The sequence below is a fragment of the Wolbachia endosymbiont of Pentalonia nigronervosa genome (assembly GCF_014534705.1).
Taxonomy (GTDB): Bacteria; Pseudomonadota; Alphaproteobacteria; order Rickettsiales; family Anaplasmataceae; genus Wolbachia.
The window spans coordinates 1-25,322 of record NZ_JACVWV010000008.1; the positions used below are offsets into that span (position 1 = coordinate 1).

Annotated in this window: 21 protein-coding genes, 2 tRNA genes and 2 pseudogenes; 11 read left to right on the top strand and 14 right to left on the bottom strand. The window is 33.2% G+C overall.

The features are described 5' to 3' along the window. The 6 genes and pseudogenes from IC220_RS01710 to IC220_RS01735 form a co-directional block, all read right to left on the bottom strand. A pseudogene (locus tag IC220_RS01710) lies at nucleotides 1-1,130 on the bottom strand (hypothetical protein); the annotation flags it as partial. A 211-nt stretch (nucleotides 1,131-1,341) separates the two neighbouring features. Next, a complete protein-coding gene (gene lon / locus IC220_RS01715; RefSeq protein WP_410543321.1) occupies nucleotides 1,342-3,741 on the bottom strand; it encodes an endopeptidase La in 2,400 nt (799 codons plus the stop codon). 21 nt (nucleotides 3,742-3,762) lie between these two features. Beyond that, nucleotides 3,763-5,040 carry an ATP-dependent Clp protease ATP-binding subunit ClpX gene (clpX, locus tag IC220_RS01720; protein WP_188152877.1) on the bottom strand — a complete coding sequence of 426 codons (1,278 nt, stop codon included), beginning with the start codon at nucleotides 5,038-5,040 and terminating at the stop codon, nucleotides 3,763-3,765. Nucleotides 5,041-5,053: 13 nt separating this feature from the next. Then, entirely contained in the window at nucleotides 5,054-5,650 is a 597-nt protein-coding gene (clpP, locus tag IC220_RS01725; RefSeq protein ID WP_188152878.1) for an ATP-dependent Clp endopeptidase proteolytic subunit ClpP, read from the bottom strand. Nucleotides 5,651-5,661: 11 nt separating this feature from the next. After that, nucleotides 5,662-6,996, bottom strand: a complete 1,335-nt coding sequence (gene tig / locus IC220_RS01730; RefSeq protein ID WP_188152879.1) for a trigger factor — start codon at nucleotides 6,994-6,996, stop codon at nucleotides 5,662-5,664. 133 nt (nucleotides 6,997-7,129) lie between these two features. Then, nucleotides 7,130-7,212 (bottom strand) — tRNA-Leu (locus IC220_RS01735). Between the two features lie 128 nt (nucleotides 7,213-7,340). Between IC220_RS01735 and IC220_RS01740 the strand changes: the two genes are divergently transcribed. Beyond that, on the top strand, nucleotides 7,341-7,937 hold the full coding sequence (locus IC220_RS01740; protein WP_188152880.1) for a BON domain-containing protein: 597 nt from the start codon (nucleotides 7,341-7,343) through the stop codon (nucleotides 7,935-7,937). Nucleotides 7,938-7,995: 58 nt separating this feature from the next. On the opposite strand, the gene glmS is transcribed toward IC220_RS01740, so the two are convergent. The 3 genes from glmS to IC220_RS01755 all read right to left on the bottom strand — a co-directional run bounded on the left by glmS (nucleotide 7,996) and on the right by IC220_RS01755 (nucleotide 12,266). Beyond that, nucleotides 7,996-9,816: a glutamine--fructose-6-phosphate transaminase (isomerizing) gene (glmS, locus tag IC220_RS01745; RefSeq protein ID WP_188152881.1), complete on the bottom strand. Its 1,821-nt coding sequence runs from the start codon at nucleotides 9,814-9,816 to the stop codon at nucleotides 7,996-7,998. A gap of 30 nt (nucleotides 9,817-9,846) precedes the next feature. Continuing rightward, on the bottom strand, nucleotides 9,847-10,284 hold the full coding sequence (yajC, locus tag IC220_RS01750; RefSeq protein ID WP_188152882.1) for a preprotein translocase subunit YajC: 438 nt from the start codon (nucleotides 10,282-10,284) through the stop codon (nucleotides 9,847-9,849). A 62-nt stretch (nucleotides 10,285-10,346) separates the two neighbouring features. Further along, nucleotides 10,347-12,266: a heme lyase CcmF/NrfE family subunit gene (locus IC220_RS01755; RefSeq protein WP_188152883.1), complete on the bottom strand. Its 1,920-nt coding sequence runs from the start codon at nucleotides 12,264-12,266 to the stop codon at nucleotides 10,347-10,349. 245 nt (nucleotides 12,267-12,511) lie between these two features. Between IC220_RS01755 and IC220_RS01760 the strand changes: the two genes are divergently transcribed. The 3 genes from IC220_RS01760 to IC220_RS01770 all read left to right on the top strand — a co-directional run bounded on the left by IC220_RS01760 (nucleotide 12,512) and on the right by IC220_RS01770 (nucleotide 14,600). Continuing rightward, nucleotides 12,512-13,513, top strand: a complete 1,002-nt coding sequence (locus IC220_RS01760) for a hypothetical protein (protein WP_188152884.1) — start codon at nucleotides 12,512-12,514, stop codon at nucleotides 13,511-13,513. Nucleotides 13,514-13,624: 111 nt separating this feature from the next. Further along, nucleotides 13,625-14,521, top strand: coding sequence for a class I fructose-bisphosphate aldolase (locus tag IC220_RS01765; RefSeq protein ID WP_188152885.1), 897 nt, complete (start codon nucleotides 13,625-13,627; stop codon nucleotides 14,519-14,521). A 7-nt stretch (nucleotides 14,522-14,528) separates the two neighbouring features. Beyond that, a tRNA-Cys gene (locus IC220_RS01770) sits at nucleotides 14,529-14,600 on the top strand. Here IC220_RS01770 and tmk read toward each other — a convergent pair. After that, entirely contained in the window at nucleotides 14,582-15,193 is a 612-nt protein-coding gene (tmk, locus tag IC220_RS01775; RefSeq protein WP_188152886.1) for a dTMP kinase, read from the bottom strand. The genes IC220_RS01770 and tmk overlap by 19 nt on opposite strands. Nucleotides 15,194-15,292: 99 nt before the next feature. Here tmk and IC220_RS01780 point away from each other — a divergent pair, with 99 nt between their 5' ends. Continuing rightward, the gene (locus IC220_RS01780; RefSeq protein WP_188152887.1) at nucleotides 15,293-15,865 is read left to right on the top strand and encodes a thioredoxin family protein; all 573 of its coding nucleotides are present in this window, start codon (nucleotides 15,293-15,295) and stop codon (nucleotides 15,863-15,865) included. Nucleotides 15,866-15,870: 5 nt separating this feature from the next. Continuing rightward, nucleotides 15,871-17,571, top strand: coding sequence for a monovalent cation:proton antiporter-2 (CPA2) family protein (locus IC220_RS01785; RefSeq protein WP_188152888.1), 1,701 nt, complete (start codon nucleotides 15,871-15,873; stop codon nucleotides 17,569-17,571). 20 nt (nucleotides 17,572-17,591) lie between these two features. On the opposite strand, the gene IC220_RS01790 is transcribed toward IC220_RS01785, so the two are convergent. The 3 genes and pseudogenes from IC220_RS01790 to IC220_RS01800 form a co-directional block, all read right to left on the bottom strand. Further along, nucleotides 17,592-18,383, bottom strand: coding sequence for a TatD family hydrolase (locus tag IC220_RS01790; RefSeq protein ID WP_188152899.1), 792 nt, complete (start codon nucleotides 18,381-18,383; stop codon nucleotides 17,592-17,594). A gap of 15 nt (nucleotides 18,384-18,398) precedes the next feature. After that, nucleotides 18,399-18,866, bottom strand: a pseudogene (locus tag IC220_RS01795) (RNA pyrophosphohydrolase); the annotation flags it as partial. Continuing rightward, nucleotides 18,863-19,468, bottom strand: a complete 606-nt coding sequence (locus IC220_RS01800) for an AAA family ATPase (protein WP_188152889.1) — start codon at nucleotides 19,466-19,468, stop codon at nucleotides 18,863-18,865. The pseudogene IC220_RS01795 and the gene IC220_RS01800, both read right to left, overlap by 4 nt. A gap of 169 nt (nucleotides 19,469-19,637) precedes the next feature. Between IC220_RS01800 and rsfS the strand changes: the two genes are divergently transcribed. The 3 genes from rsfS to IC220_RS01815 all read left to right on the top strand — a co-directional run bounded on the left by rsfS (nucleotide 19,638) and on the right by IC220_RS01815 (nucleotide 22,271). Beyond that, complete coding sequence (gene rsfS, locus IC220_RS01805) at nucleotides 19,638-19,946, top strand: ribosome silencing factor (protein ID WP_188152890.1); 309 nt, start codon at nucleotides 19,638-19,640, stop codon at nucleotides 19,944-19,946. A 38-nt stretch (nucleotides 19,947-19,984) separates the two neighbouring features. Then, a complete protein-coding gene (gene tyrS / locus IC220_RS01810) occupies nucleotides 19,985-21,253 on the top strand; it encodes a tyrosine--tRNA ligase (protein WP_188152891.1) in 1,269 nt (422 codons plus the stop codon). Between the two features lie 244 nt (nucleotides 21,254-21,497). Continuing rightward, nucleotides 21,498-22,271, top strand: coding sequence for a tetratricopeptide repeat protein (locus IC220_RS01815; protein WP_188152900.1), 774 nt, complete (start codon nucleotides 21,498-21,500; stop codon nucleotides 22,269-22,271). 30 nt (nucleotides 22,272-22,301) lie between these two features. Here the strand turns inward: IC220_RS01815 and IC220_RS01820 are convergent, their stop codons facing one another. Next, nucleotides 22,302-23,183, bottom strand: a complete 882-nt coding sequence (locus tag IC220_RS01820) for a zinc ABC transporter substrate-binding protein (RefSeq protein ID WP_188152892.1) — start codon at nucleotides 23,181-23,183, stop codon at nucleotides 22,302-22,304. On the opposite strand from IC220_RS01820, the gene IC220_RS01825 reads away from it, so the two are divergent. After that, nucleotides 23,175-23,900, top strand: a complete 726-nt coding sequence (locus IC220_RS01825; protein WP_188152893.1) for a metal ABC transporter ATP-binding protein — start codon at nucleotides 23,175-23,177, stop codon at nucleotides 23,898-23,900. The genes IC220_RS01820 and IC220_RS01825 overlap by 9 nt on opposite strands. Beyond that, nucleotides 23,897-25,312, top strand: coding sequence for a 2-polyprenylphenol 6-hydroxylase (ubiB, locus tag IC220_RS01830; RefSeq protein ID WP_188152894.1), 1,416 nt, complete (start codon nucleotides 23,897-23,899; stop codon nucleotides 25,310-25,312). The genes IC220_RS01825 and ubiB overlap by 4 nt, the downstream gene beginning before the upstream one ends. Nucleotides 25,313-25,322 lie beyond the last annotated feature (10 nt).

The following is a 25,322-nucleotide window of genomic DNA, read 5'->3' on the forward strand; positions in this document are numbered from 1 at the left end:
TTAACATGTTTTACGTATCCATTTTTATGTTGTTTCCCTAACTTACCAAACAACGTTTTAAATAAAGCGTGTGTAGGATTAATACAACCAAGTGTATTAAATGCAAATTCTTTATCACTTTTAAGTAAGCCATTAAATATGCTGGTATCTTTTGTTACATTTAACACACCTGACATAGCTTTAGCATTTTTCTTGCCTTGAATATGTTTTATGTATTTCTCTCTGTATTGACCTAACTTATCAAACAGCGTTTTAAATAAAGTATATTGAGGACTAACACAATCAAGTGTATTAAATGCAAACTCTTTATCACTTTTAAGTAAGTAATTAAATATGTTAGCATCTTTTGTTGCATTTAGTATGCCGGACATAGCTACAGCACCATTTTTCTTGCCTTTAACATGTTTTATATATTCTTCTCTGTGTTGACCTAACTTATCAAACAGCGTTTTAAATAAAGTGTATGTAGGATTAATACAATCAAGTGTATTAAATGCAAACTCTTTATCACCTTTAAGTAAGCCATTAAATATGCTGGTATCTTTTGTTACATTTAGCACACCAGACATAGCTTTAGTATTTTTCTTGCCTTGAATATGTTGTATGTATTTCCTTCTGTGTTGCCTCAATTTATCAAACAATGTTTTAAATAAAGTATATTGAGGACTAACACAATCAAGTGTATTAAATGCAAACTCTTTATCACTTTTAAGTAAGCCATCAAATATGCTGGTATCTTTTGTTGCATTTAGTATGCCGGACATAGCTACAGCACTATTTTTCTTGCCTTTAACATGTTTTATATATTTTTCTCTGTGTTGCCCTAACTTACTAAACAACGTTTTAAATAAAGTACATTGAGAATTAACACAATCAAGTGTATTAAATGCAAACTTTTTATCACTTTCAAGTAAGCCATCAAATATTCTAACATCTTTTGTTGCATTTAGCACACCAGACATAGCTTGAGCATTTTTCTTTTCTACTGTCTTTATGTAGGTATATCGCTCTTTATGATAAGGAATAAGATTATTAAACTCTTTTTTAAACCTTGTTGTACTATTAGCTAATTTATCTAATTTTTTAACTATATAGTCGCTTATATCATGTCTATCATCAATATTATGCATTTCTCTAATATTATTTGTGGGTATTATATCGCATTTGTTCAGCAGCACAGCAAAATAAAAGTAAGGCCTGCTGCGAATCAAGGGAGAAAAATTTAGAATATGAGAATCGATCGCTCAGGACGCGAGTGGAAAATAAGATCCGCAAGATCAAAAACTATATCAAATGTTTACTGCAATTTTCAGCAACATATTATGAGAAAAGCTATGTGTTTTAATGCTTTAATGTTTCCAATGTGGATTCCTTACTTTCTACTATAGATGAGGAACTTTTAATTGGAGAAACAGCTTGCATTAAAGCAATTTTTATTACTTCATCAACATTCTTGGCAAAGATTATATTTATTCCTTCTTTAATGTTTGCTGGAATTTCCTGCATATCTTTTTCATTTTCACTTGGTATCACTACAGTTTTGATTGACCCCCTTAATGCAGCAAGTAACTTTTCTCTTAATCCACCAATTGCTAAGATTCTACCACGTAATGTCACTTCACCTGTCATTGCAACACTCTTGTTCACTGGTATATTTGTCATAAGAGAGACAATAGACGTACACATTGCACCACCAGCAGAGGGACCATCCTTTGGCACAGCTCCTTCAGGTACATGTAAATGTATATCATTATTCTGGAATTTCTCAGGCCTTATACCAAAAGATAAACATTTCGACCTGACGTAACTATAAGCAGCCTTTATAGACTCCTGCATCACTTCTCCTAACTTCCCTGTATATTTTATCTCTCCCTTACCTGGAGTTAACACTGATTCTATCATTAAAATATCACCACCTGTTTCAGTATAGGCAAGCCCAGTTACTACTCCCACTAAATCCTCATTTTCTGCAATGCCGAAGGTATATTTGCGTACCCCTAAATAATCTTGTAAATTATCCTCCCCTACAGATATTTTCTTATGCTTATCAGTCAATATCTCTTTAACTGCCTTTCTCATTAATTTCGCAAGCTCTCTTTCCATACTACGCACACCACTTTCACGTGTGTATAAACGTATTAACTGATGTAGTGCATCGTCAGTTATGTCCCATTCCTTCTGCTGTAACCCGTGTTCTTTCTTTAACTTTGGGATAAGGTGATGTGTGGCAATATTAGTTTTTTCATCCTCTGTATAACCAGATAACTGTATAACTTCCATCCTATCACGCAATGGAGGTGGTAAATTTAAACTATTCGCTGTGGCTATAAACATAACACTTGAAAGATCAAATTCAACTTCCATGTAATGATCAGTAAAATATTTATTATGTTCAGTATCCAGAACTTCAAGTAATGCAGATGCAGGATCACCACGCGAATCTGCACCCATCTTATCTACCTCATCCAATAAAAAAAGCGGATTACACGACTTAGCTTTTTTCATATGCTGAATTATCTTACCAGGCATGGACCCGATGTAAGTTTTTCTATGTCCACGTATTTCTGATTCATCACGCACACCACCAAGAGCCATACGAACAAAATCTCTACCTATTGCTTTAGCTATGGATTTAGCCAAAGAAGTTTTACCAACCCCGGGTGGTCCAACTAAACAAAGTATAGGGCCTTTTATTTCTTTTACTCTCTTTAATACTGCTAAAAACTCTATTATTCTATCTTTTACTTTCTCTATGCCGTAATGATTTTCATCCAAGATCTTCTTGGCAGCATTTAAATTAATTTTTGTATCTTTATACTTTCCCCATGGCAAATCAAGAAGCCAGTGAAGGTAACTAGATACCACTGTAGCTTCAGGTGAAATAGGATTCATTTTTTTGTATCTCTTTAGTTCAGAGGTAGCCTTTTCTTTTGCTTCCTGAGAAAGCTGTGTCTCATTTATTCTTTTCTCAAACTCGTTTAATATATTGCCTTCATCACTATTTTCAAATTCTCCTAATTCTTTCTGTATTGCTTTTAACTGCTCATTAAGATAATAAACCTTGTGGCTACTTTCAACTTGAGATTTAACTGTTCTATATAAATGATTCTGTGCATTTAAAATGCTTATTTCTCTTTCAATTAAAGTAAAAACTTTTTCTAGTCGCTGCTTTAGATCGTAGGTTTCAAGTATACCTTGTTTATCTAGTACTTTTACATTTAGATATGAAGCTATAGTATCCACGAGTTGACCAGTATCTCTAATGTGATCAATAGAATTAACTGCAGTTTCAGGCTGATTTTTTTTATTTATCTTATTCCAATCATCAAATACGTCTATTACAGATCGCTTTAAAGCCTCTAATTCAACATCTTCCTCTTCATGCTTATCATAATCATTTATTTCTATCCTAGCCTGTAGTAAAGAGTGAGAACTAATGTATTCTACTATCCTTCCCCGGCTTACTCCTTGAATTATAACTTTTACTGCATTATCGGGTAATTTTATTAATGGCTGTGTAATGCTTGCTATTACCCCTACCTCATAGAGATCTTCATATTCCGGATTATCGATAGATCCATCTCGTTGTGCAACAAGAAAAATCTCATGTTGGTTATTCATTGCATGTTCCAACGCATTAATAGATTTTTCCCTACCTATAAACAAAGGTACCATTGTTCCAGGAAAAATTACTATATCCCTTAAAGGTAAGACTGATAACTCAGAATGCATGATATTCATAATATATACCTAAACTACAAGTTAATCATTAACTGTTATAACATTACCTCGGCTGTGATTAATTGTTGCTTTTCCTGATTCCACCATTTTATCAGTAATGACTACCGTACAACCTTCAAAATCTCCACTGCCAGCCTTATACATAATATCAAGCAATAGGGACTCTAAGATAGCACGTAACATTCTTGCACCTGTTTTGTAACTCATAGATTTCTTAGCAATAGCTGATATTGCTTTATCTGAAAATTCAAGATTTACCTTACTAAATGCAAGCAATGCTTTATACTGTTTTATCAGTGCATTTCTTGGTTCTACTAATACACGTACTAAATCCTTATGATCTAATTCGTCCAGAACAGCAATAACTGGCACCCGCCCTACAAACTCAGGTATTAAACCAAATTTAATCAAATCCTCAGGTTCAACTTCTTGTAAAATATTTTTCTTCTTTTTTGCTGCAAATTGACTTATATCTGCTCCAAAACCTACAGATGTCCCCTTTTTTCTTGCTTCAATAATTTTATCCAAACCTTCAAAAGCTCCACCACAAATAAATAATATATTACTAGTATCTATTTGAATAAACTCTTGTTGTGGGTGCTTTCTCCCTCCCTGTGGCGGAACATAAGAAACAGTACCTTCCATAATTTTAAGCAGGGCTTGCTGAACTCCTTCACCTGAAACATCTCGAGTAATTGAAGTACTTTCAGATTTTCTAGTTATTTTATCTATTTCATCAATAAACACTATGCCACGTTGTGCTTTTTGTACATCATAATTTGCAGCTTGCAATAAGCGTGACAACACACTTTCTACATCATCTCCCACATACCCTGCCTCAGTTAAAGTTGTTGCATCAGCCATAGCAAATGGTACATCTGAAACTTTAGCAAGCGTTTTTGCTAATAAAGTTTTACCAGAACCAGTGGGGCCAATCAGCATTATGTTTGATTTTTCAATTTCCGTATCACTTATAGCATCAAATTGTGACATGCATTGACAGTGATTATACATAGCTACAGATAAAACATGCTGTGCATGCTCTTGGCCAACAACATGTTTGCTAAGAAAGTTTTTTATATCCTGAGGCTTCTTTAACCATAGCTTTGTATTAGACACATAATCTAAATTAAAAGACCCGCCCTTTTCTTGATTTATTGCCTTATGAGATAACTCTATACACTCATTACAAATGAATACCTTTGAGTTACCTAAAGAATTAGTTATCAATTTATCCACTTCGTCTTGTGTTTTCTGGCAAAAAGAACAACAGCATAAATCATTATTATTGATACTCATCAAATTACCTTTATTAACTCTTAATATCCATACGTTCAGCTATAACTTTATCAATTAATCCAATTTTTCTTGCTTCCTCAGGATCTAAAAACTTATCTCTTTCCATCATTTCTTCAACTTTCTTTAACGAATTTCCAGTATGTTTCTCGTAGATTTGATTCAGTCTTTTCTTGACTCGCAAAATTTCATTAGCATGTATTTCTATATCAGTTGCTTGACCTTGATAACCACCTGATGGCTGATGTATCATAATTCTTGAATTAGGTAAAGAATAACGTTTACCACTTGTACCAGCTGAAAGTAATAAGGAACCCATAGATGCAGCTTGACCTATACATAAAGTTGAAACATCTGGCTTTATGTACTGCATAGTATCATATATCGATAACCCAGCAGTTACAACACCACCTGGTGAATTAATATACATATAAATATCTTTGTCTGGATTTTCTGATTCTAAGAATAAGAGCTGTGCTACTACTACACTAGCCATGTTATCTTCTATAGGGCCAGTTACAAAAATTATCCTTTCTTTTACTAGCCTTGAATATATATCATAAGCACGTTCACCTCTGCTGGTTTGCTCAATTACAATTGGTACAAGAGTCATATTTTATCTTACTAAATATTATCAAATAATTCTTTTAATTCTTTTACAGAAACAGTCTGTTGTTCTTTATTGATTTTTTCCATCATATAATTTGTAACCTTAGATTCAAGCGCTTGCCCTCTCACTAGTTCCTGAAATTGCCTGTCTAATTTATAATAATTCATGGCTTTACTCAAAGAGATATCCCCACTTGCGTATTGCTTCAAAATGACATTAAAGATATCTTCTGAATCCAGTGATATTTTATGCTCCGTACTAAACTTCATGAATAACATAGCAAGTTTAACTCGTTTTTCAGCTTCTTCATAAGAATTATCTTGATCATCCATTTCCCCTTTTATTCTCTGCTGCTCCTGATATACCACATTTGTCGGTATATCAAAATTGTAGTCAACATCTAGACAATCAAACAATTGTTTTTTCATCAGAAGGTCTGTCATTTTATCACATTGATCACTAATTACTTGTTTAGCATGATCCATTAATGAAGAATAATCTTTAAATCCAATGTCTTTTGCCATATCATCATCACTTGCAAATTCCTTAATGACTTGAATATCATTTACTTGAACAAAAAAATCCACTTTTTGTCCTGCAAATTGTTGATAATTATCAGGAAATTGTAGCTCAAAATTCTTTGTCTCTCCTTTCTTCATACCAATTAATTGATCTTCAAAGCCACCGATAAATTTATTTGATCCTAATTTGGCAGAGAAATTTTTACTACTTCCACCTTTGAAAAGTTTTCCTCTAATCCGCCCTTCAAAATCAATGGTCAAATTATCTCCACTTTTTGCTTGGTAGGAAGCATCATCCACAGAAACAAAATTAGGAAATTTCACTTTAATTGAATCAATATATTCCTTTATGTCATCTTCTTCAACTTTTACTTCTAATTTCTTTAAATTTATTTTATCAAGATCTATCACTGGTACTTCTGGCATTGATTCAAAAGACAGCTTGTATACTAAACTACTCTTTTCATCTTCTGCATCCAGATTTGGCAGCGATACAACGTCTATCTTTGGGTAAATATGAGATTCAATTTTAATTTTCTGCATTAAATCTCCAGAACAATAATCAAGCACATCATTTAATGTGCTTTCCAAAGCTGTGTTTTGATAGTTCTTAATTATGAGCTCATACGGTGTTTTTCCTACTCTAAATCCAGGCAATTTTGCAGTTTGTGCTATCTTTTGCAACTCAGAATCTACTTTTTGCTTTATGTGCTCACCATTGACTGTAATCTCATATTCATGTTTTAGTTTATCTATACTAAGTTCCTTATAAGTATATATATCATTAGAACTTACTACTGCTGTGCCTTGAGATGTATTATTAGACATAATTATTAATATTTTATTTCTACTCCAATATAATCATTTTATCAGAATTCAAGTTAAATACAATCTTTAACGAACTTAAAGTATATTTAGTGATTATAAATTTTTTCTTAAAATATGACCACATAACTTCAAGTGCGGATAGAGGGACTTGAACCCCCACAAACATAGTTTACCAGGACCTAAACCTGGCGCGTCTACCAATTCCGCCATATCCGCAGACTTGTTAAGATAATTTATATGCATTACACTAAAAATATTCAAGTTATTTTAACTTCCAGTATTTACACAAACAAAAAAGCTTATTAGCATTCTCTATGAAAGCTTCAATTAAAAAGGTAAACATAATGAGATTAATAACAAGTCTCTTACTAATAATTGTGTTAATTACTCAGAGTAACTGCGCAACTTTGATCATAGGCACTGCAGTGACTACAGCAACAGTAACAGCTATCACAATGCAAGACAGGTCTTTAGGCAATATAGTTGATGATACAACTACGGTAATCAGAATTAATAAAGAGCTTTTAAAACATGGTTTATTTTCATCTATCAGTGTTAAGATAAGCGAGGGAAGAGTATTGCTCATAGGAAATGTTAACACTCCTGAAAAGCAAATTACAGCAGAAAAAATAGCTTGGAAGCAAAAAGAAGTTAAAGAAGTAATAAATGAGATAAGAGTTACACCAATCAACATGACCTCTGTGGTGGATACCACTGTAGATGGCATAATAACTGCAGAAATTAGAACGAAGCTACTTGGCAAAAAAAATATCAAGTCTATTAATTATAGTGTTAACACTATCGATAGAGTTGTCTACTTAATGGGCATAGCTCAAAATAAAGCAGAATTGACATCTGCAATATCAATTGCAAGAAGAGTAAAGGGAGTAAAACAGGTTATCAGCTATGTACGATATAGGCACAGCAAACTGCGTCATTAGAACTCTGCAGTCCCAAAAAGTGATAGCCTTTTATCTTTTCTTCACTAACGTGTATTGATTACTCAACCGTAACAGACTTAGCTAGATTTCTTGGACAGTCAACATCAAGACCTTTTTTTACTGCAATGAAATACGCAAGAAGTTGCATAGCAACACTATAAATGATAGGAGAAATAAAACTATTAACCTCAGGAATCTGTACTACATCTTCACAAATTTCTCTAAGAAATGGCATTCCTTGCTTGTCACTGAAGGCAATTACTTTACCTTTCCTTGCAACTATTTCTTGTATATTGGACAGCGTTTTAAAAAATAAATTGTCATAAGGAATGATAACTATGACAAGTACGGTATCATCTATTAAAGCAATTGAACCATGCTTCATTTCTCCGGCAGCAATGCCGATAGTGTTAATATACGAAAGCTCTTTTATTTTTAAAGCACCTTCCATAGCAACACCGTATGAAGTTCCCCTGCCAGTTAGAACAACATTGTTATACTCCGATATGTGACTTGCTACATATTGTATTTTTCCAATATGTAAAACATATTCAATGTATCTGGGAATAGAGTTTATGGCATTACTCAAGTGCTTAATGCTATCTTCATTTAGTATACCTTTTATTCTTGCAAGCTCCACTGTAAAACACGCTAAAATGGCAAGTTGACTTGAAAATGTTTTTGTTGATGCAACACCAATCTCTGGACCAGCAAGAGTATGCAATACAATATCTGATGTTTTTTCTATACTACTGCTAAATGTATTGGTGATACTAATGATGATCTGTTTTTGTGATTTTGCATAGTGCAATGCTGCCATGGTATCTGCAGTTTCACCAGATTGTGAAATAAATAATCCAACATTTCCTTCTTTTAATTTAACGTCACTGTATCTAAATTCTGATGAAATCTCTAAGTAAACTCTAACTTGAGCTATGCTCTCTAACCAATACTTCGCTATTAATCCAGCAAAATAAGATGACCCACATCCAATTATAGTAATATGAGAAAGATCACAAAATAGTTTCTTGTTTTCAGATATAATATTTCTATATTTTTTGTAAAATTGATTTACCGTATCATTTAAAGCACACGATTGGTCAAAAATTTCTTTAAGCATGAAGCTAGAATATCCATTTTTACTAATAAGAAGATTGCCTATATTATTGTTTTCTATATTACGCTTAACCCGAATACCATTGTTATATATACTAATCTCATCAAATCTTATCACTGCAATATCGTCATCCTCCAAATGTGATATTTTTTCCACAAATGAACCCAAGGTGTTAGAATCAGATGCAGCAAACATTGCATCACAGTTATAGCCTATTGCTAAAGGTAAATTTCTTTTAGTAACAAATAAAGTATCGGGATACTCTGCAAACAATAAAACTAAAGCAAATGAACCATGTAGATTGCTTAAGCATTTTAACAATGCATCAATGGGCAACAACCCTTCATTAAGGTATACGGTCAGCATATTTGGTATAACTTCCGTATCAGTATCAGTGTGAAATTGCACTCCCTTGTCTTCCAACCCCATTTTTAGTGAACTGTAATTTTCAATTATGCCATTATGGGCAACCACAACTTTATTTGTATGAATTGGATGAGCATTTCTAAGACTTGGAACTCCATGCGTAGCCCAGCGAGTATGAGCTATCCCTACTGTACTGCTGGATATTTCACTATTGCTTATTATTCTACACAGCTTGTCAACTTTACCTTCTGATTTCTTAACTTCTATTTTTCCTTCTTTATTTACGATTGCTATACCTGTAGAATCATAACCTCTATACTCTAATTTTTGTAATCCAATCAACAAGGTTTGTATTACCGAACCACCACTACTTACTACACCAAATATTCCGCACACAAATGAACCGCCAACGAATTTATAAAATAATCAAGCATCTTTGCTTTTATTTTCATCATTTTTTTTCTGTGTACCATTTGCTGGTTTCTCTTTATTTTTTTTATTACTACTTTCAACCTTACTTTTCTCGGGTGTCTGAGCCACTGTTTTTTGAGTTAAAACTTCAGATATAGCAGATTTAAGGACTTTTATCTCAACTTTTGGCGCTATTTCAACTATAAATTGTCCATTTGTTTCATCAACCTTATTAACTTCACCGATTATACCACCAGAAGTAACTACACTATCACCACGTTTTATCAGATCGATAATTCTTTTATGTTCTTTTAGTCTTTTTTGCTGCGGTCGAATAATAAGAAAGTAAAATACTAAAAACAGTAAGACAAGTGGAACAAAGCTAACAAAAGATGAACCTATACTTGATGTGCTACTGGTTGAACCTGCAGCAAAGGCTTCAGAGATAAACATACTTAATCCTATAATAAACTTGAGTAAATCTTTTTCAGTATTAATTACAATATAGCATCATGTCAACTCAAAAGAGTTGTCTTGTGTGATTTTAAATTCTGCTTTCCACAAGGCAAAGCAGCAAGAAAAGAACCTGCAGCAATTAAAATAGACCCTAGCCAGACTATGGACATAGCAGGTTTGTAGTACACTTTAGTTGCTATGCTATCTTTATTAATTTCGCCTATTACAACATAAATATCAGAAAATAGGTTGTGGTAAATGCTGCTTTCAACATTTCTCTGACCTTCCACAAGATAGAACCTATATTCAGGCATTATTTTTCCTAGCATTTTATTGTTTAATAAATTTTTAATGGTCATTGTACCTCTTACTGCATGAAAATTTTTTTCTTTGATTAACTCAACATTTTGCAAGGCAACTTTAAAATTACTAACTGTTATGCTATCACCAATCTTTAAGTAACCTTCTTTTTCCTCCTGCCAACCAATAGAACAGGTTATACCCAACACTAAGATTGCAATTCCACCATGAGCCATCATCATTGCATAGTAAGATTTAGAGACTTTTTTCACTAGCAGAACAGATTCACTCAATGAAGATTCAAATAACCTGATCCTTTTACTATACGCCTCTAAAATAAAGATTAGTAATGCAATTGAAGTGGTAATTGATAGAATGATCATTAAATCCATGTGAAGGATAAAAGGTAAAATAGCTGCAGCACTGCAGAATGAAAATCTATATTCGCTAAAAATAGATAGTAATTTATTTCCCTGCCAACGGCAATATTGCCCTATCATGGTTAGCACTAGAATAGCTAATGCTATGGGATTAAATAAAGTATTATAATACGGGGCCCCAACCGAAATTGACTCACCTGTAAAATACTCAAGTAATGTTGGGTATAAAGTGCCAACAAAAGTGATGAAAAAAGCAGTTATGAACAATAAATTATTTAACAACATCATTGTAAAGCGAGAAAAAATAGGGAAAGTTGGCTTCGATGTATGACTTTTTTTTGCAAACAGAATAAATATCAACAGGCTACTAGCTACAACAATACCAAGCAGAATCAGTATATATAGCCCATATCTTGGATCATCTGCAAATGTATGCACTGAAGCTAATATTCCAGAACGTACTATAAAAGTTCCTGTGATACTCAAAATAAAAGTTACAAGTGCAAGCAAAATGGCAAAATTTCTCAGGGTATTAAAATTCCGCACTACAAGCAACAAATGTGTCAGCGCTATTGCGATCAACCACGGCATCAAAGAAACGTTTTCTACGGGGTCCCAAAACCAAAATCCACCCCATCCAAGCTCACGGTACGCCCACCAACTGCCAAGACTGATACCCAAAGTGAGTAATGACCAAGAGATAAGCACCCATGGCCTTACAATTTTAGCCCAAGTATTTCCCTCCATTCCTGTAATTAATCCAGCTATTGAAAGCGAAAAAGCAACGCTAAACCCAAGATACCCTAGGTACAATATTGGTGGATGAATGGCAAGACCTATATCCTGTAATATTGGATTGAAACCTAGTCCATCTGTTTCAATGCTTGGCATTTTCGTAAAGGGGTTAGATTCAAATAAAGTAAACAGTAAAAAGCAGAAGCAAATTAATGACTGAGTAATCATAGATATTCTCTTCAGCTTATTATCGTTATCAATAAAAACATCCATTAATAACAGATATAAAGTAAGCACAAAAACCCAAAGCAACATGGAGCCTTCTTTATTACCCCAAGCACCGCAAATTTTATAGAGCAAAGGTTTTGTTGTGTGCGAGTGATAGTATACATTTTCAAGTGTAAAGTCGTTTGTAATATGGCAGTAAATTAAAATAGCTAATGGTGTTAATACACATAGGAATATAAAAAAAGTAGTGGGACTATATAAGCGTAGTGGAAGAAATAGATACGTTAGAGATAATAGACAAGCTATTAATAATAATACGTTTCCTAGATTAGACATAAGGTAACTTATTTATATAGATATTACTAGTAATAAGTTAAAAACTAAAGTTTTTATTGTTTAAATCTTGTTATCCACAAGGGAAAAGTAAATGGCTTGCAAGCAGCAAAGGGTTCAAGTGTTTATAGTTCCAGGTTATGTAACTTTTAGCCAAGCAACAAAACTATTGAAAATAAAGTATTTTATGTTAGAATAGTTAAGATTTATTTAATTTTTAATAGTGATTTACAATAGGAGAATTATATATGTTAGCACGTGATGCGGAAAGGTATGCTTTAGCCTTCATAAAGAAATTTGGTAGTAGTAATAAAATTCAGTATTTTTTACCACTTGTATTCAATTCAACACAAGCAAGACAAGAAGGTTGGAATGAAAAACATTTTGATGGACTATATGAACAGTTTATTGCTCAACAAGCTAGACAAAACAATACTCAAAATTTTCAAACCAACGCTGATTTCCGAGCAAACATAGGACAACCACAAAATAATACACATCATTTTCAACCTAATACCAATCCCCAAGCAAACACAGGACAACCACAAACCATCCGTATAGAACATGTACAAGTCAATACACATTCGGATTTTTGGGATTGTTTACTATTGCAATGTTGGCTTAACTCTCTATTTGGCAGGCACAATCATCCTACAGTTACGACTAATTATAATTATGGTAATGTTGGTAACAATAGTACCAATCATACAGATAAGAAAAAAGAAGCGGATGATGGTAGAAAACTGTTAGCTGCAGGTATAGTAGTTGTAATTGTGGTTGCTATCTTTCACATTTCAATGTGTTATTGGTATGCTCGTAGCAGAGAAACGGCAAGAAAGTCAGGGGAAATAGATTATTTGGATAACACACTGAAGACACTTAGAAATATAGAATTCCTAGGCGCTTTTGCTTCTGTGGCAGGTTTAATAGCTTGTGTTGTCTATCCAGTTTTACCAACTTGGGGTTTAGTTGCTCTCGGCATTCATTCTTTTGTATGTTTTATGGGTGGTTTAGCTTTTCACATGCAACATGAAAGAGAATCAGAAGATATTGATGCAGCTAAAAAGGCTGTGAAAAGTTATCTTAACCCAGCACCAGCACCATCAGCACCTGACCCAAATGATTTTCCTGATTATGGCCCACCACCTCCTTATTTTGATCCTGGATTTAATTCAAGTGTCTTTCCTCCTAACAGCCAATTCAACGATGTTGGTGCTCCAGTGGGGCAACAACCAAGTAAAGTTCTGTAAACATCAAATGCACCTAAATACTGGTAATTTGTAAAGTTACCAGTATTTCTTCATCAATAAAAATTCCTTTTCTTTAATCAAGATTTTTGCTACACTTAACTTAAGTTTTTAATGTGTATAGTGCTAAAAGTAAGACAAATTCTAGATTGCTATGAAAGTGAAAATCCAGGAACGAAGGCGAATCTTGTTCGTATTTTGATGCATGGAAAACTTGGAGGAACTGGTAATTTGGTAATTCTCCCTGTAGATCAAGGATTTGAACATGGACCGATAAAAAGTTTTGAAGTTAACCCTGATGCTTACGATCCACATTATCATTTTCAGCTAGCAGTTGATGCTGGTGTAAGCGCTTACGCTGCCCCACTTGGCATGATTGAAGCTGGTGCTTCATCTTATGCTGGAATGCTTCCTCTTATTTTAAAACTTAATAGTTCCAACTCTTTACATTCTAAGAACCTAACCGCTGATCAAGCAATAACTGCTTCTGTAAAAGATGCGTTACGTTTGGGATGTGTGGCCGTGGGATTTACTATATACCCTGGCTCTTCCAAGTGTTTTGATATGATGGAGGAAGCGCGCGCGATCATAGAAGAAGCAAAATCTTATGGGCTTGCAGTAGTATTATGGTCTTATCCTCGTGGTGAGGGAATTTCCAAAGAGGGCGAAACTGCAGTTGATGTGATTGCTTACGCTGCACATATAGCAGCTTTGCTTGGTGCTAACATAATAAAGGTAAAGCTTCCATCTCGGCATTTAGAGAAAGAAAAAATTGACGACATAAATTCCTTGTCACAGAGGATTGCTTACATTAAAAAATCTTGCTTTGCCGGAAAAAGAATAGTAGTTTTTTCTGGTGGTGAGTCAAAGTCAGTAGATGATATATATAATGAAGTACGGGAGATTAAGCAAGGTGGTGGCAATGGTTCAATAATTGGACGTAATACTTTTCAGCGTAAAAGGGAAGAAGCTCTATCTATGCTAAAAGATATAATGGATATCTACACATAGTATAAACGGCTGGGTGGCAGAATGGCTTATGCGGAGGACTGCAAATCCTTTTATACCGGTTCAATTCCGGTCCCGGCCTCTTTTAACAATTTCAGCAACAATTTTATCATATATTTGTTTGTCATTCATTGTGTCAGTTCCAGAAATAATACAGCATCTATCTGGATCTTCTGCAGCTATCTCGTGAAATCCCTTTCTCACATTATTATAAAAATCAATACTCATTTCTTCATATTTATTCTTATCCTCTGCTCTACTCAATCCGACATTGACGTCAATATCTAAAATAAATGTAATATCTGGACACTTAATGCCTACCAACTCATGCAATTGTTTAATTAATTCCAAACTAACACCAAACCCATATCCTTGATAAGCAATAGTTGAATCAATAAATCTATCACAAATTACAATTTTCCCCTCTTTAAGGGCTGGTAGTATTAACTTTTTCATATGCTCGCATCTTGTTGAAACAAATAACAAAAGCTCAGAAATAGGGTCAATATCATTTACCAACAGAACATTTCTGATCTTTTCTGCAAAATCAGTGCCACCTGGTTCTCTAGTTAAGACTACACTATTTTCACCATAAATTTGTCTAAAATAATCTGCAAGCAGCTTAGACTGTGTTGTTTTACCAGAACCGTCTATTCCTTCAAAAGTTATGAACATAAATTTTTACAATTATAAAATTTTAGTATATATAGAAATCGTTTGACACTTAAGTAATCAAAGCATAAATTATACATATATCCTATTAAACTTAAACTCATGGTCGCTCTTAATACACCCCAAGGAAACTTTGACTTTATCGCAAAAAATTTTGATCTTTTAGGGGTTGATAATGAATACTACACCTTAGATAAGTGCCGTGGAAAAAATGGGTTAATTGTTATGTTTATATGTAATCACTGTCCTTACGTGCAGTCAATTATTAGCAATTTAGTAAGTGTTATAGATCTCTTAAAAAAAGATTATCAGGTAAATACCGTTGCAATCATGCCTAATGATGTGAGTGAATATCCTGAAGATTCTTATGAAAACATGATCAACTTTGCTAGAGAAAATAGATTCACTTTTCCATATTTAATTGATAGCACTCAGGAAGTAGCTAAAGAGTATGGAGCTGTATGTACTCCTGACTTTTTTGGTTTTAATTCTAGCTTAAATCTTTGCTATCGTGGGCGCTTTAATGATGCAAAAAAAGATAAATCTTATAATTCTGCAGCTCAAGATAGTGATTTGTTCCAAGCTATGAAATTTGTTGCCGAAACTGGAAACCCACCAGACAATCAAAAGTCGAGTATCGGCTGTTCAATTAAATGGTCTAATTCTGAAGGTTGAATATTATGGATCACCATTTGTTTGATATTATAATCGTACTTTCTGCCGCTGTACTTATAGTAATGGCATTTTGGACGATGAACATTAGTCCAGTGCTTGGTTATTTTGTTGCAGGGGCAATCATTGGTTCTCATGGATTGAATCTAATACATTCAGTTGAAGCAATGAATAGCTTTGCAAATTTTGGTGTGGTTTTTCTGTTATTTGTAATAGGTCTTGAGCTAACATTTGAGCGATTAATTGCCATGCGTATTCACGTATTTGGTTTTGGTTCCTTGCAAGTAATAGTAACAATGGTAGTAATATGGTGTATTGCTCTTGCTTTTGGAGTAGATGCAAAGGTAGCAGCAATAATCGGTGGAGGTCTTGCATTATCTTCAACAGCAATTGTATTGCAGGTTCTGCAAGAAAAAGGCAATCAAGCAACTCAGGTTGGCCGATTATCAATAGCAGTACTTTTATTACAAGATTTTGCAGTAGTGCCATTAATGGTATTGGTACCTCTACTTGCTGGGAATGCTCAACACAGTCTTATAAGTTCATTGGCAGGATCACTAGTACAAGCAACTATTGCATTAGTATTGATATTTATAACTGGCAGGTTGTTATTTAGGCCTATATTTTCAGTTATTGCTAAAATGGAAAGCAATGAAATATTTATAGCAACAACACTTTTGATAATTCTAGGGGCAGCTTATACTACTGAACATTTTAAGCTATCAATGGAATTAGGAGCATTTGTTGCTGGGTTACTAGTTGCAGAAACAGAACATAGGCTTTCAGTAGAACATGCAATCTTACCGTTTAAGGATTTATTTCTTGGCTTATTTTTTATGACTGTTGGCATGTCCATAGATATAAAATTTCTGCTGAATAATTTACCTCTAATTGCCTTAATATCTATGATCCTTATCGGCGTAAAGACATCTATCATATATACCTTATGTAGATTTTTTGGGTTCAAAGGTGTACCTGCTATACAAGCTGGTTTGCTACTTGCACAAGGTGGTGAATTTGCGTTTATTCTGCTTCGGTTGGCAAGTGAGCTTCATGCGTTGCCAAGTGAAATTGCTCAGTTGCTTATGATAGTAACCACCGTGACAATGGCTTTTACCCCTCTTTTATCTTGTTTGGGAGACTGGATAGCAAGTTTATCGAATAGAGAAAGAGTCCTTTTGGATGATGAAGCAGTAGCCACAGATACACAAGATCTTCATAATCATGTAATCGTTGCTGGTTTTAGCCGAGTTGGTCACATGGTAACAAAGATGCTCACTGCTGAGCATTTAAGTTATGTTGTTGTAGACATTCAATCACAAATAGTCAAGGAAGGAAAGATAGATGGCTTTCCTATATATCTTGGAGATAGTACAAGACCAGAAATTTTAAAATCAGTAGGTATAGAAAGAGCTCAAACTTTAGTAATTGCAATAAAAAATGAAGTTACAATAAAAAAAATCACCTCTTTAGTTGCAGTAAGTTTTCCACATGTAAATATTATAATACGTCTCCCAGATTTAAATAATGTAGAAGTATATAATAACCTGGGAGTCAGTAAAATTATTCCTGAAACATATGAAGTTGGATTACAATTAGGTGCAGCAGCATTGAGTTTAAGCGGCATCAGTGAGGGAGGAGTTACATCTTTAAAAAATAGGTTCAGAAAAAACAATTATAGTATGTTAAAAGAGCTTGAGGATGAATAACTATACCTTAACATATAGAACTATGTAAAAGAATGCCTATAACTTGAGTTTTTAAATAATTTAAAAAAGTTATCAGTAGTTATTTCTGCAACCTCATTAGGTGACTTATTCCACAGCTTTGCTAAACAATCTACTACGTATTTTACCATAGCAGGTTCGTTTTTTTTGCCTCTATACGGCTCAGGGGATAAGTAAGGTGAATCTGTTTCAACTAAAACATACTCATGTGGAACATCCCTTGCAATTTCTCTCAACAGGTTAGCATTTTTAAAGGTGATTATTCCAGAAAATGAGATATACAACCCGAGATCTATTGCTTGGTAAGCAAGTTCTTTAGAAGAAGCAAAGCAGTGCATTACTCCATCAAAATCACCCTTTTTTATTTCTGATTTTAATACATCAATTATCTCATTATCAGCATTTCTGGTATGAATAACCAAAGGCAATTCTGTTATTCTTGCAGCTTCTATATGTGACAAAAAACTTTTTTTTTGATTATCTTTATTGTCAGATTTATAAAAATCCAACCCAGTTTCACCTATGCTAATTACTTTTTGGTCCTTAGTAAGCTCAATTAATTTCTCAACCTCTATACATTCACCTCTTTCTATAGTAGCATCCAGTGGGTGTATACCAATAGATGAGTAAACTGCTTCATGAGATGAAGAAATTTTTAATAATCTGGGAACATCATCCAAACTTACACATATATTGTGCAAAACTTTTACGTCATTACGTTCTGCTCTTGACATTACTTCCGATATTTCATCATCGGAAAAATAAATCAAATGGCAATGAGAATCTACTATCATACTTTTTGTCGCAGTTTCTATTATAGAAGAAAATTCTTTCGTGACTATTTTATAAACCTCTTTTTTAAATGATATAGCGTTAGCAACTATATCATCTATACTTTGCCAACACCACTCTTTAAATTCTGGATGGTCGGTATAATTAACGTTGATATCTTCATCACTTCCCAAAAACTTCATTAAGAACCATATTTGTTTTTGCCCAGAATATTTTCCATTCCAATGCGCTGGTATCCATTCTTTCGGCAAGTCATAGTTTATCCAATCTTTACTTTTGGCTATGATCTCCACTTTATCAGTACCGACCTCTTCTAATAGTTCACGCAATGCAGCTTGTGCTAATTCTTCTCCATCATCAACCCCCCCTTGAGGCATCTGCCAATAAGCATCACTATCAAAGCGTTTTCCGGTAAAAATATGTCCTTGCCTGTTAAATAACATTATACCAACACAAGGACGATATTCTTTCTTTTGTTTTATCATCTCTGCTTCTCATGTCCTCTATTTGAGCTTGTTACTATAGAAGTTACACCTGATTTTTTGCTTTCTTCTATTCCTTCTACAATCTTCCTTGCAACTTCTTTTGCACTTAAGTCTGAGTTATCAATTTCAAGAGCACCAGAAGGTACAAATAGCTTTTTTCCCTCAGTACTTTTCACATACTCAGGATCAGTAATTTTACCATGTCTACCTTGTAACTGAATGCGCTTTTCTAGCTCTTCCTTACTACAGTGAAGAACTACATACAAAATTTTCATTCCCGTTTTTTCACTAAAATCTACTACTGAATTAAATACCTCTTGGTCATGTTTCTCTCCTTCCACTAACTCATTTGTAAATATATAGTGTTTTGATTTTTTATAACATACTGCTAGTATCGCCAATAAATCTTTTCTGACTATAAGAATCTTCTCCCATAAATCATCAGGAACATCAGTAGTACAAGGATCAGCAATATCAAATATAATGTTATTAAACAGGTTATTATCCACTATCACTGCATCAATAATTTTACATAGTTCCTCTGCTATGGTCAATTTACCACTGCCAGGAAAGCCAATTAAATAGATAAGTTTTGTCTTCATAACGAATATTAATAATAAATTATGTCTATTATACACAGAAGAGTATGCATTGTATACGATATCATGCTAAAAGCACAATTAATAAGTAATATTTTTTATCAATAGTCACATTAAAATAATTCATATTGTTGAATTTAAATGTATAATAAAGTAAATTTAAAAATAGCATATGGAATCAATAAGCAGCACTATTGCAAGCATAATAGATCAAAACAAAGGTCATGATATAGTTACTTTTGATGTGCATGATAAAACTATTATTGCAAAACACATGATTATTGCATCTGGTGATTCAAGTCGTCATGTAAAAGCTTTAGCTGAACACATAATAAAGAGCCTTAAGCAATATGAAAAAATAGACGTTGAAGGAATAAATGAAGGTAACTGGGTTGTTCTGAGCTTTCAAGATGTAATGATTCATATATTTAAACCAGAAGTAAGAGAGTATTACAAGGTAGAAGAACTATGGGCTTGCTAATTTATAAATTAAAATAATTTAAGTGAAAGAATTTTTCTATGAAGTATAAGTCTGATTTTTTAAATTTTATTCAAGAAAGAGGGTACTTATACCAATGCACAAATATTGAAGGGCTAGATCAGTTATTACTTCAGAGTAATCACATAGTTGCATATATTGGTTTTGATTGCACTGCCCCAAGTCTTCACATTGGTAATCTGGTTCAGGTTATGCTACTCCGTCAGTTACAGAAATTTGGCTATAAGCCAATAGCTTTACTAGGTGGGGCAACAACCAAAATTGGCGATCCCTCTGGTAAAGACAAAGCCAGAAGTGTTTTATCTGAAGAAGATATAAATAAAAATGTATTAGGTATTAAGAATACCTTAGAAAAGGTTATATCCTTTGGTAGTGGAAATTCAGATGCAATTACAGTAAATAACCTAGATTGGCTAGGCAAGCTAGGTTACATAGATTTCTTACGTGATGTAGGAGCACATTTTTCCGTAAATCGCATGTTAAACTTCGATAGCGTGAAAAGCAGATTGGAAAGAGAGCAAAATTTAAGCTTTTTGGAATTTAATTACATGTTATTGCAAGCTTATGACTTTACTGAATTAAATAAACAGTATGGATGTCGTTTACAAATAGGTGGATCGGATCAATGGGGAAATATAGTAAATGGAATTGAGCTTGGAAAGAAGTTAAACTTACCTGAACTTTTTGGCTTTACTACACCCCTTCTATTAAACTCTCAAGGAAAAAAAATGGGTAAAACTGAAAGTGGAGCCATATGGCTCGATGGCAGCATGCTAAAGCCATATGATTATTGGCAATACTTTCGTAACGTCGATGATCAAGATGTCAGTCGTTTCCTAAGGTTATTTACAGATCTACCAATTAGCGAAATTAAAAAATTGGAATCTTTACAAGATCAAGAAATCAATGAAGCAAAAAAGATTTTAGCAACAGAAGTAACAAAGATATGTCATGGTAATGAAGAAGCGGAACGTGCAAAATCGGCAGCAATTGCTGCTTTTGAGAATGCAGACAGCTCATTACTGCATGACTATATTCTAAATAAAGAGCAAGTTGCTGATGGCATAGCTTTAATAGACCTATTGTGTGCGACAAAATTGGAATCATCTAAAAATGCAGCAAAACGCCTTATACAAGCTAAAGGATGCAAAATTAATGACAGCATTATTTTTGATGTTAATTACACCATAAGCTACAAAGATTTCACAGATAAGCCATTTATGAAGCTATCTGCTGGCAAAAAACGCCATATCAAATGTTGTATAGAAGACACTGATAAAATTCATTAGGTATATGGTCCTATAACTCTTCCTTTGATGGTGTTTTTTTCTCATATTTTATCATACCATCACTCTCTGGGACTGCACACAAGGTTTTTTATTGCCAAAAATATATTCTTTAATTATAATAAGGCTAAATTCAAAAAATTAAAAAAACCATAGTTGATTTTTAGTTCACTTCTCATTCGTAGTTAGTACAATTTTTACTATTTTTTGATATAAGGCAGATACTGATATTTTTACCGTGTCACACATATTAATTTGCATTTTAATACTGTTGAAGTTTTCTTATACTTATGCAAGTGAAGATTTAGAAATACAAAAAACCTTTAACAATATTGCTAAGTACATACAAGTTGATAAAAAATACAAAAAATATAATATTCTTGAAAAAAAAAGCAACAAATTCAACATAAAGGTAATACAAAACACCGACAAGAATTTTAGCATCAGTTCTACTTTAAAAAAGGCACAGAGGTCTTTTGAGTCAGGAGATAAAGAAGCAGCTATTTTTTTTCTCAATTCAATCATCACAAAATTTCCTTACCATAAAAACTCTTTAATTGGATTGGGTAATGTCTACTATGTAAATAAAGATTATAAACAAGCTATAGAGATATATAATAAACTACTAAAAGAATACCCTGGTGACTCTCTGGTATTGAATAATTTTTTAATAGTAGTGGCAAAATATAATCCCGACTTAGCATTAGATGAAATGTTAAAACTATACAATACCCACAGAAACTACGCACCTTTACTGGCAAATTTAAGTCTAATTTACATAAAAAAAGGAGACTTTATAAAAGCTAAGGAATATATGACAAAAGCAGTTTCCATTGACCAAAACAATGTTTTTTATATCTATAATTTAGCCATTATTTTAGATAAATTGTTGGACTTGGAAAATGCTGTAGCATGTTATGAGAAACTACTAGATAAGGCTATGAATTCATGTAGTACATGTAAAGAAATACCTTTACCCCAGGTAGAAGCAAGACTACACCTCATAAGGTCTTATATGTAGGCTTAGGTGTATACTCCCATCATACTCTGGCTAGACTTCAAAACAAGACTTGAAGTTTTGTACAATACTATTGAGCATAGCCAAATATGTATTTTTTCCAGATTCTACATCTAATCCAATAGGATCAAGCACTACCATCTTTGTATCATTGGAAAAAATCTTAGGATTTATACTATCCTCCCATGAGTGGGAAAGTATACACTTAATGTTCTCTTTTTTCATGATTTTTTTTAGTTTCATTAAGCTTTTCATACCTATGTATGAATCTTCCTCTATAGCAAGGATAACGCTTGGGGAGTTTAAACCAAAATATTTTTCGAAATATTGGTAAGCATCATGAGTAACTATGTATTTTTGATCTTTAAAATCATCTAATTCTTCAGCTATTTTTTTTACTTCTTGATCTATCTCTTGTATCGCCTTCAATGCATTATCATTGTACCTAGGGGAGTTTTCCTTATCCATTTTTGACAGCGTTGCGCTTATAAGGCGGATCATAAGTTTTGCATTTTCAGGGCTAAGCCAGATATGTAAATCTTTTTCATCTTTAATATTGGTAATCTTTCTAGAGAATGAATGCGGTCGAACAGGTAGTAAATCTACCACACTTGATAATCGTATTAATTTCTTATCATCTTTGGTAAAATTTCTTGCAAATGTTTCCAGCTCATCATCAATGTAAAATATAACATCGCTTGACTCTAGCTTACTTATGTCTGATGGTTTCAATGTATAGTGATGTACAGTTGCTTTACAGCTCAATAAATCTGGCTCTAAGATTCCATCTGTAACAGATGAGACAAGTGAATGTATAGGTTTTATCGTGGATATAACTTTTAAGTTGGATGAAAAAGCAGCATTGTAGTATAGTATAAACAAAAGTAATGAGAAGAAAGCTAATACATGTTTCATAAAAGAAAAATAAACCCTGTTAAAAAATCAAGTAATACTAATATCTTAAAAATAGAAAACCTTACCTTAATGTATAATAATAAAAAAATTCTTGATGATATTAATATATCATTAAAGAAAGGCAATGTCATTACAATACTTGGTCCAAACGGTGGAGGTAAAACTTCTTTGGTGAAAGCAGTTGTTGGCACAAATAAAGCCTATATAGGCAATATTATATTTGCTGATAACATAAAGGTTAGTTATATGCCACAAAATTTCGATATTAACAACTTGATGCCAATAACAGTTGAATATTTTCTCCTGAACAGCTTCTTGACCAAACTAAAGAGAAGTCATCCTGTGGTTGAAGAAGTAATAAAATTGGTTGGCATTGATAGTATCTTAAAGCATCAGGTATTAGAAATTTCTGCAGGACAAGCGCAATTGTTATTATTAGCCCGTTGTTTAGTTATAGAACCTGAATTAATTATTTTAGATGAGCCAGTAAGCTCAATGGATATCGATGCACGGGCTAAATTTTATGATATTATTAACGAAATAGCAAAAAAGAAGTTAGTATCAATTCTTATGACATCACATGATCTTGATTCCGTTATTCCATTTTCAGATTATATAGTTTGTATAAACAACACTATTTACTGTCAAGGTACACCTGATGAGATTATAAAAAATAAAGCTCTAAATGAAATATTCAGTAATTACACAACGAGATGATTCCAAGTATCCTGCGCCTTCTGCATATAATTGCAGTATTAATTCGCTATAATATACTACCTTATTTACTTTCACCTTCAAAAAAATCAATAAACAAAATACAAGGCCAAAAACTAAGGTATGCTCTTGAAAAATTAGGTCCAGTATTTATTAAGTTTGGACAATCTCTTTCGTCACGTACTGATATTTTAAATGAAGACATAACCAACAATTTGCTACTGATATGTGATAGACTGCCATCTTTTTCACACAAGACAGCAATTAAAACTATAGAAAGTGGGTTGAATTGCCAATTAAATGAAGTTTTTTCAAACTTTGATGAAATACCAATTGCAGCAGCGTCAGTCTCTCAAGTCCATAAGGCAGTTACAACAGAAGGTAAAGAGGTAGCTGTAAAGGTTTTAAGACCAAACATTGAAAAAATTTTTTCAAGAGACATAAAAATGCTTTTGTGGCTTGCAAAAATTGCAGAAAGGTTCAGTGAACAATCAAAAAGGCTAAAGCCTATTGAAACAGTCAAAACTTTTGTTGAAATTTGCCGATTAGAATTGGATTTACGTTTTGAAGCAGCGCACTCTTCAGAACTGAGAGAAAACACAAAAAATGACAAAGGTTTTTACGTACCTGAGGTAGACTGGAATAGAACTTCAAAAAAGGTTTTAACTCTGGAGTGGATGAACGCTATACCAATATACGAAATTAAAAAGCATAATAAGCAGATAGCTATTAATCTTATAGAATCATTTTGCAATCAAGCATATAGGGATTGTTTCTTTCATGCTGATATGCATCCAGGAAATCTGATGATTGATAATAATAATAACATTATTGCTTTAGATTGTGGAATTATGGGAAGAATAGACCGTAAAACATGTTATTATGTTGTCGAAATATTAAAGGGGTTTTTAACCCGAGATTATGATTGTGTTGCAAGAATGCACTTTAGAGCTGGCTATGTTTCACCACAACATAAACATTTTATCACAGCCTGCAGAGCCATTGGTGAACCTATTATTGGACAACCCATACAAAAAATCTCATTTGCTAATTTACTTGCCCAGTTATTCAAAATAACCAGCGATTTCAATATGGAAGTTCAGACACAATTATTATTGCTGCAGAAAACCATGATTTTACTAGAGGGAACATGTCGTAAGCTTTACCCAGAAATTAATATGTGGAAAGTAGTTGAAGCGTGGATGAAAGGTCAACAAAAAAATAAAATAGGATATAAAGAAAAGATACAGGATTTTTATCCTATAAAAACATTTCAGGAACTATCAGATCTGATAGGAAAATTAAACCTAATAGCTGATCAGAAGCTAAAAGGTAGTAATAAGTCATACGAAAAATTTTTCTTTTTATTACTAGTTGTTATTACAATATTGACTATTAAATTGTGTATTCTTTAAAACTTATAGG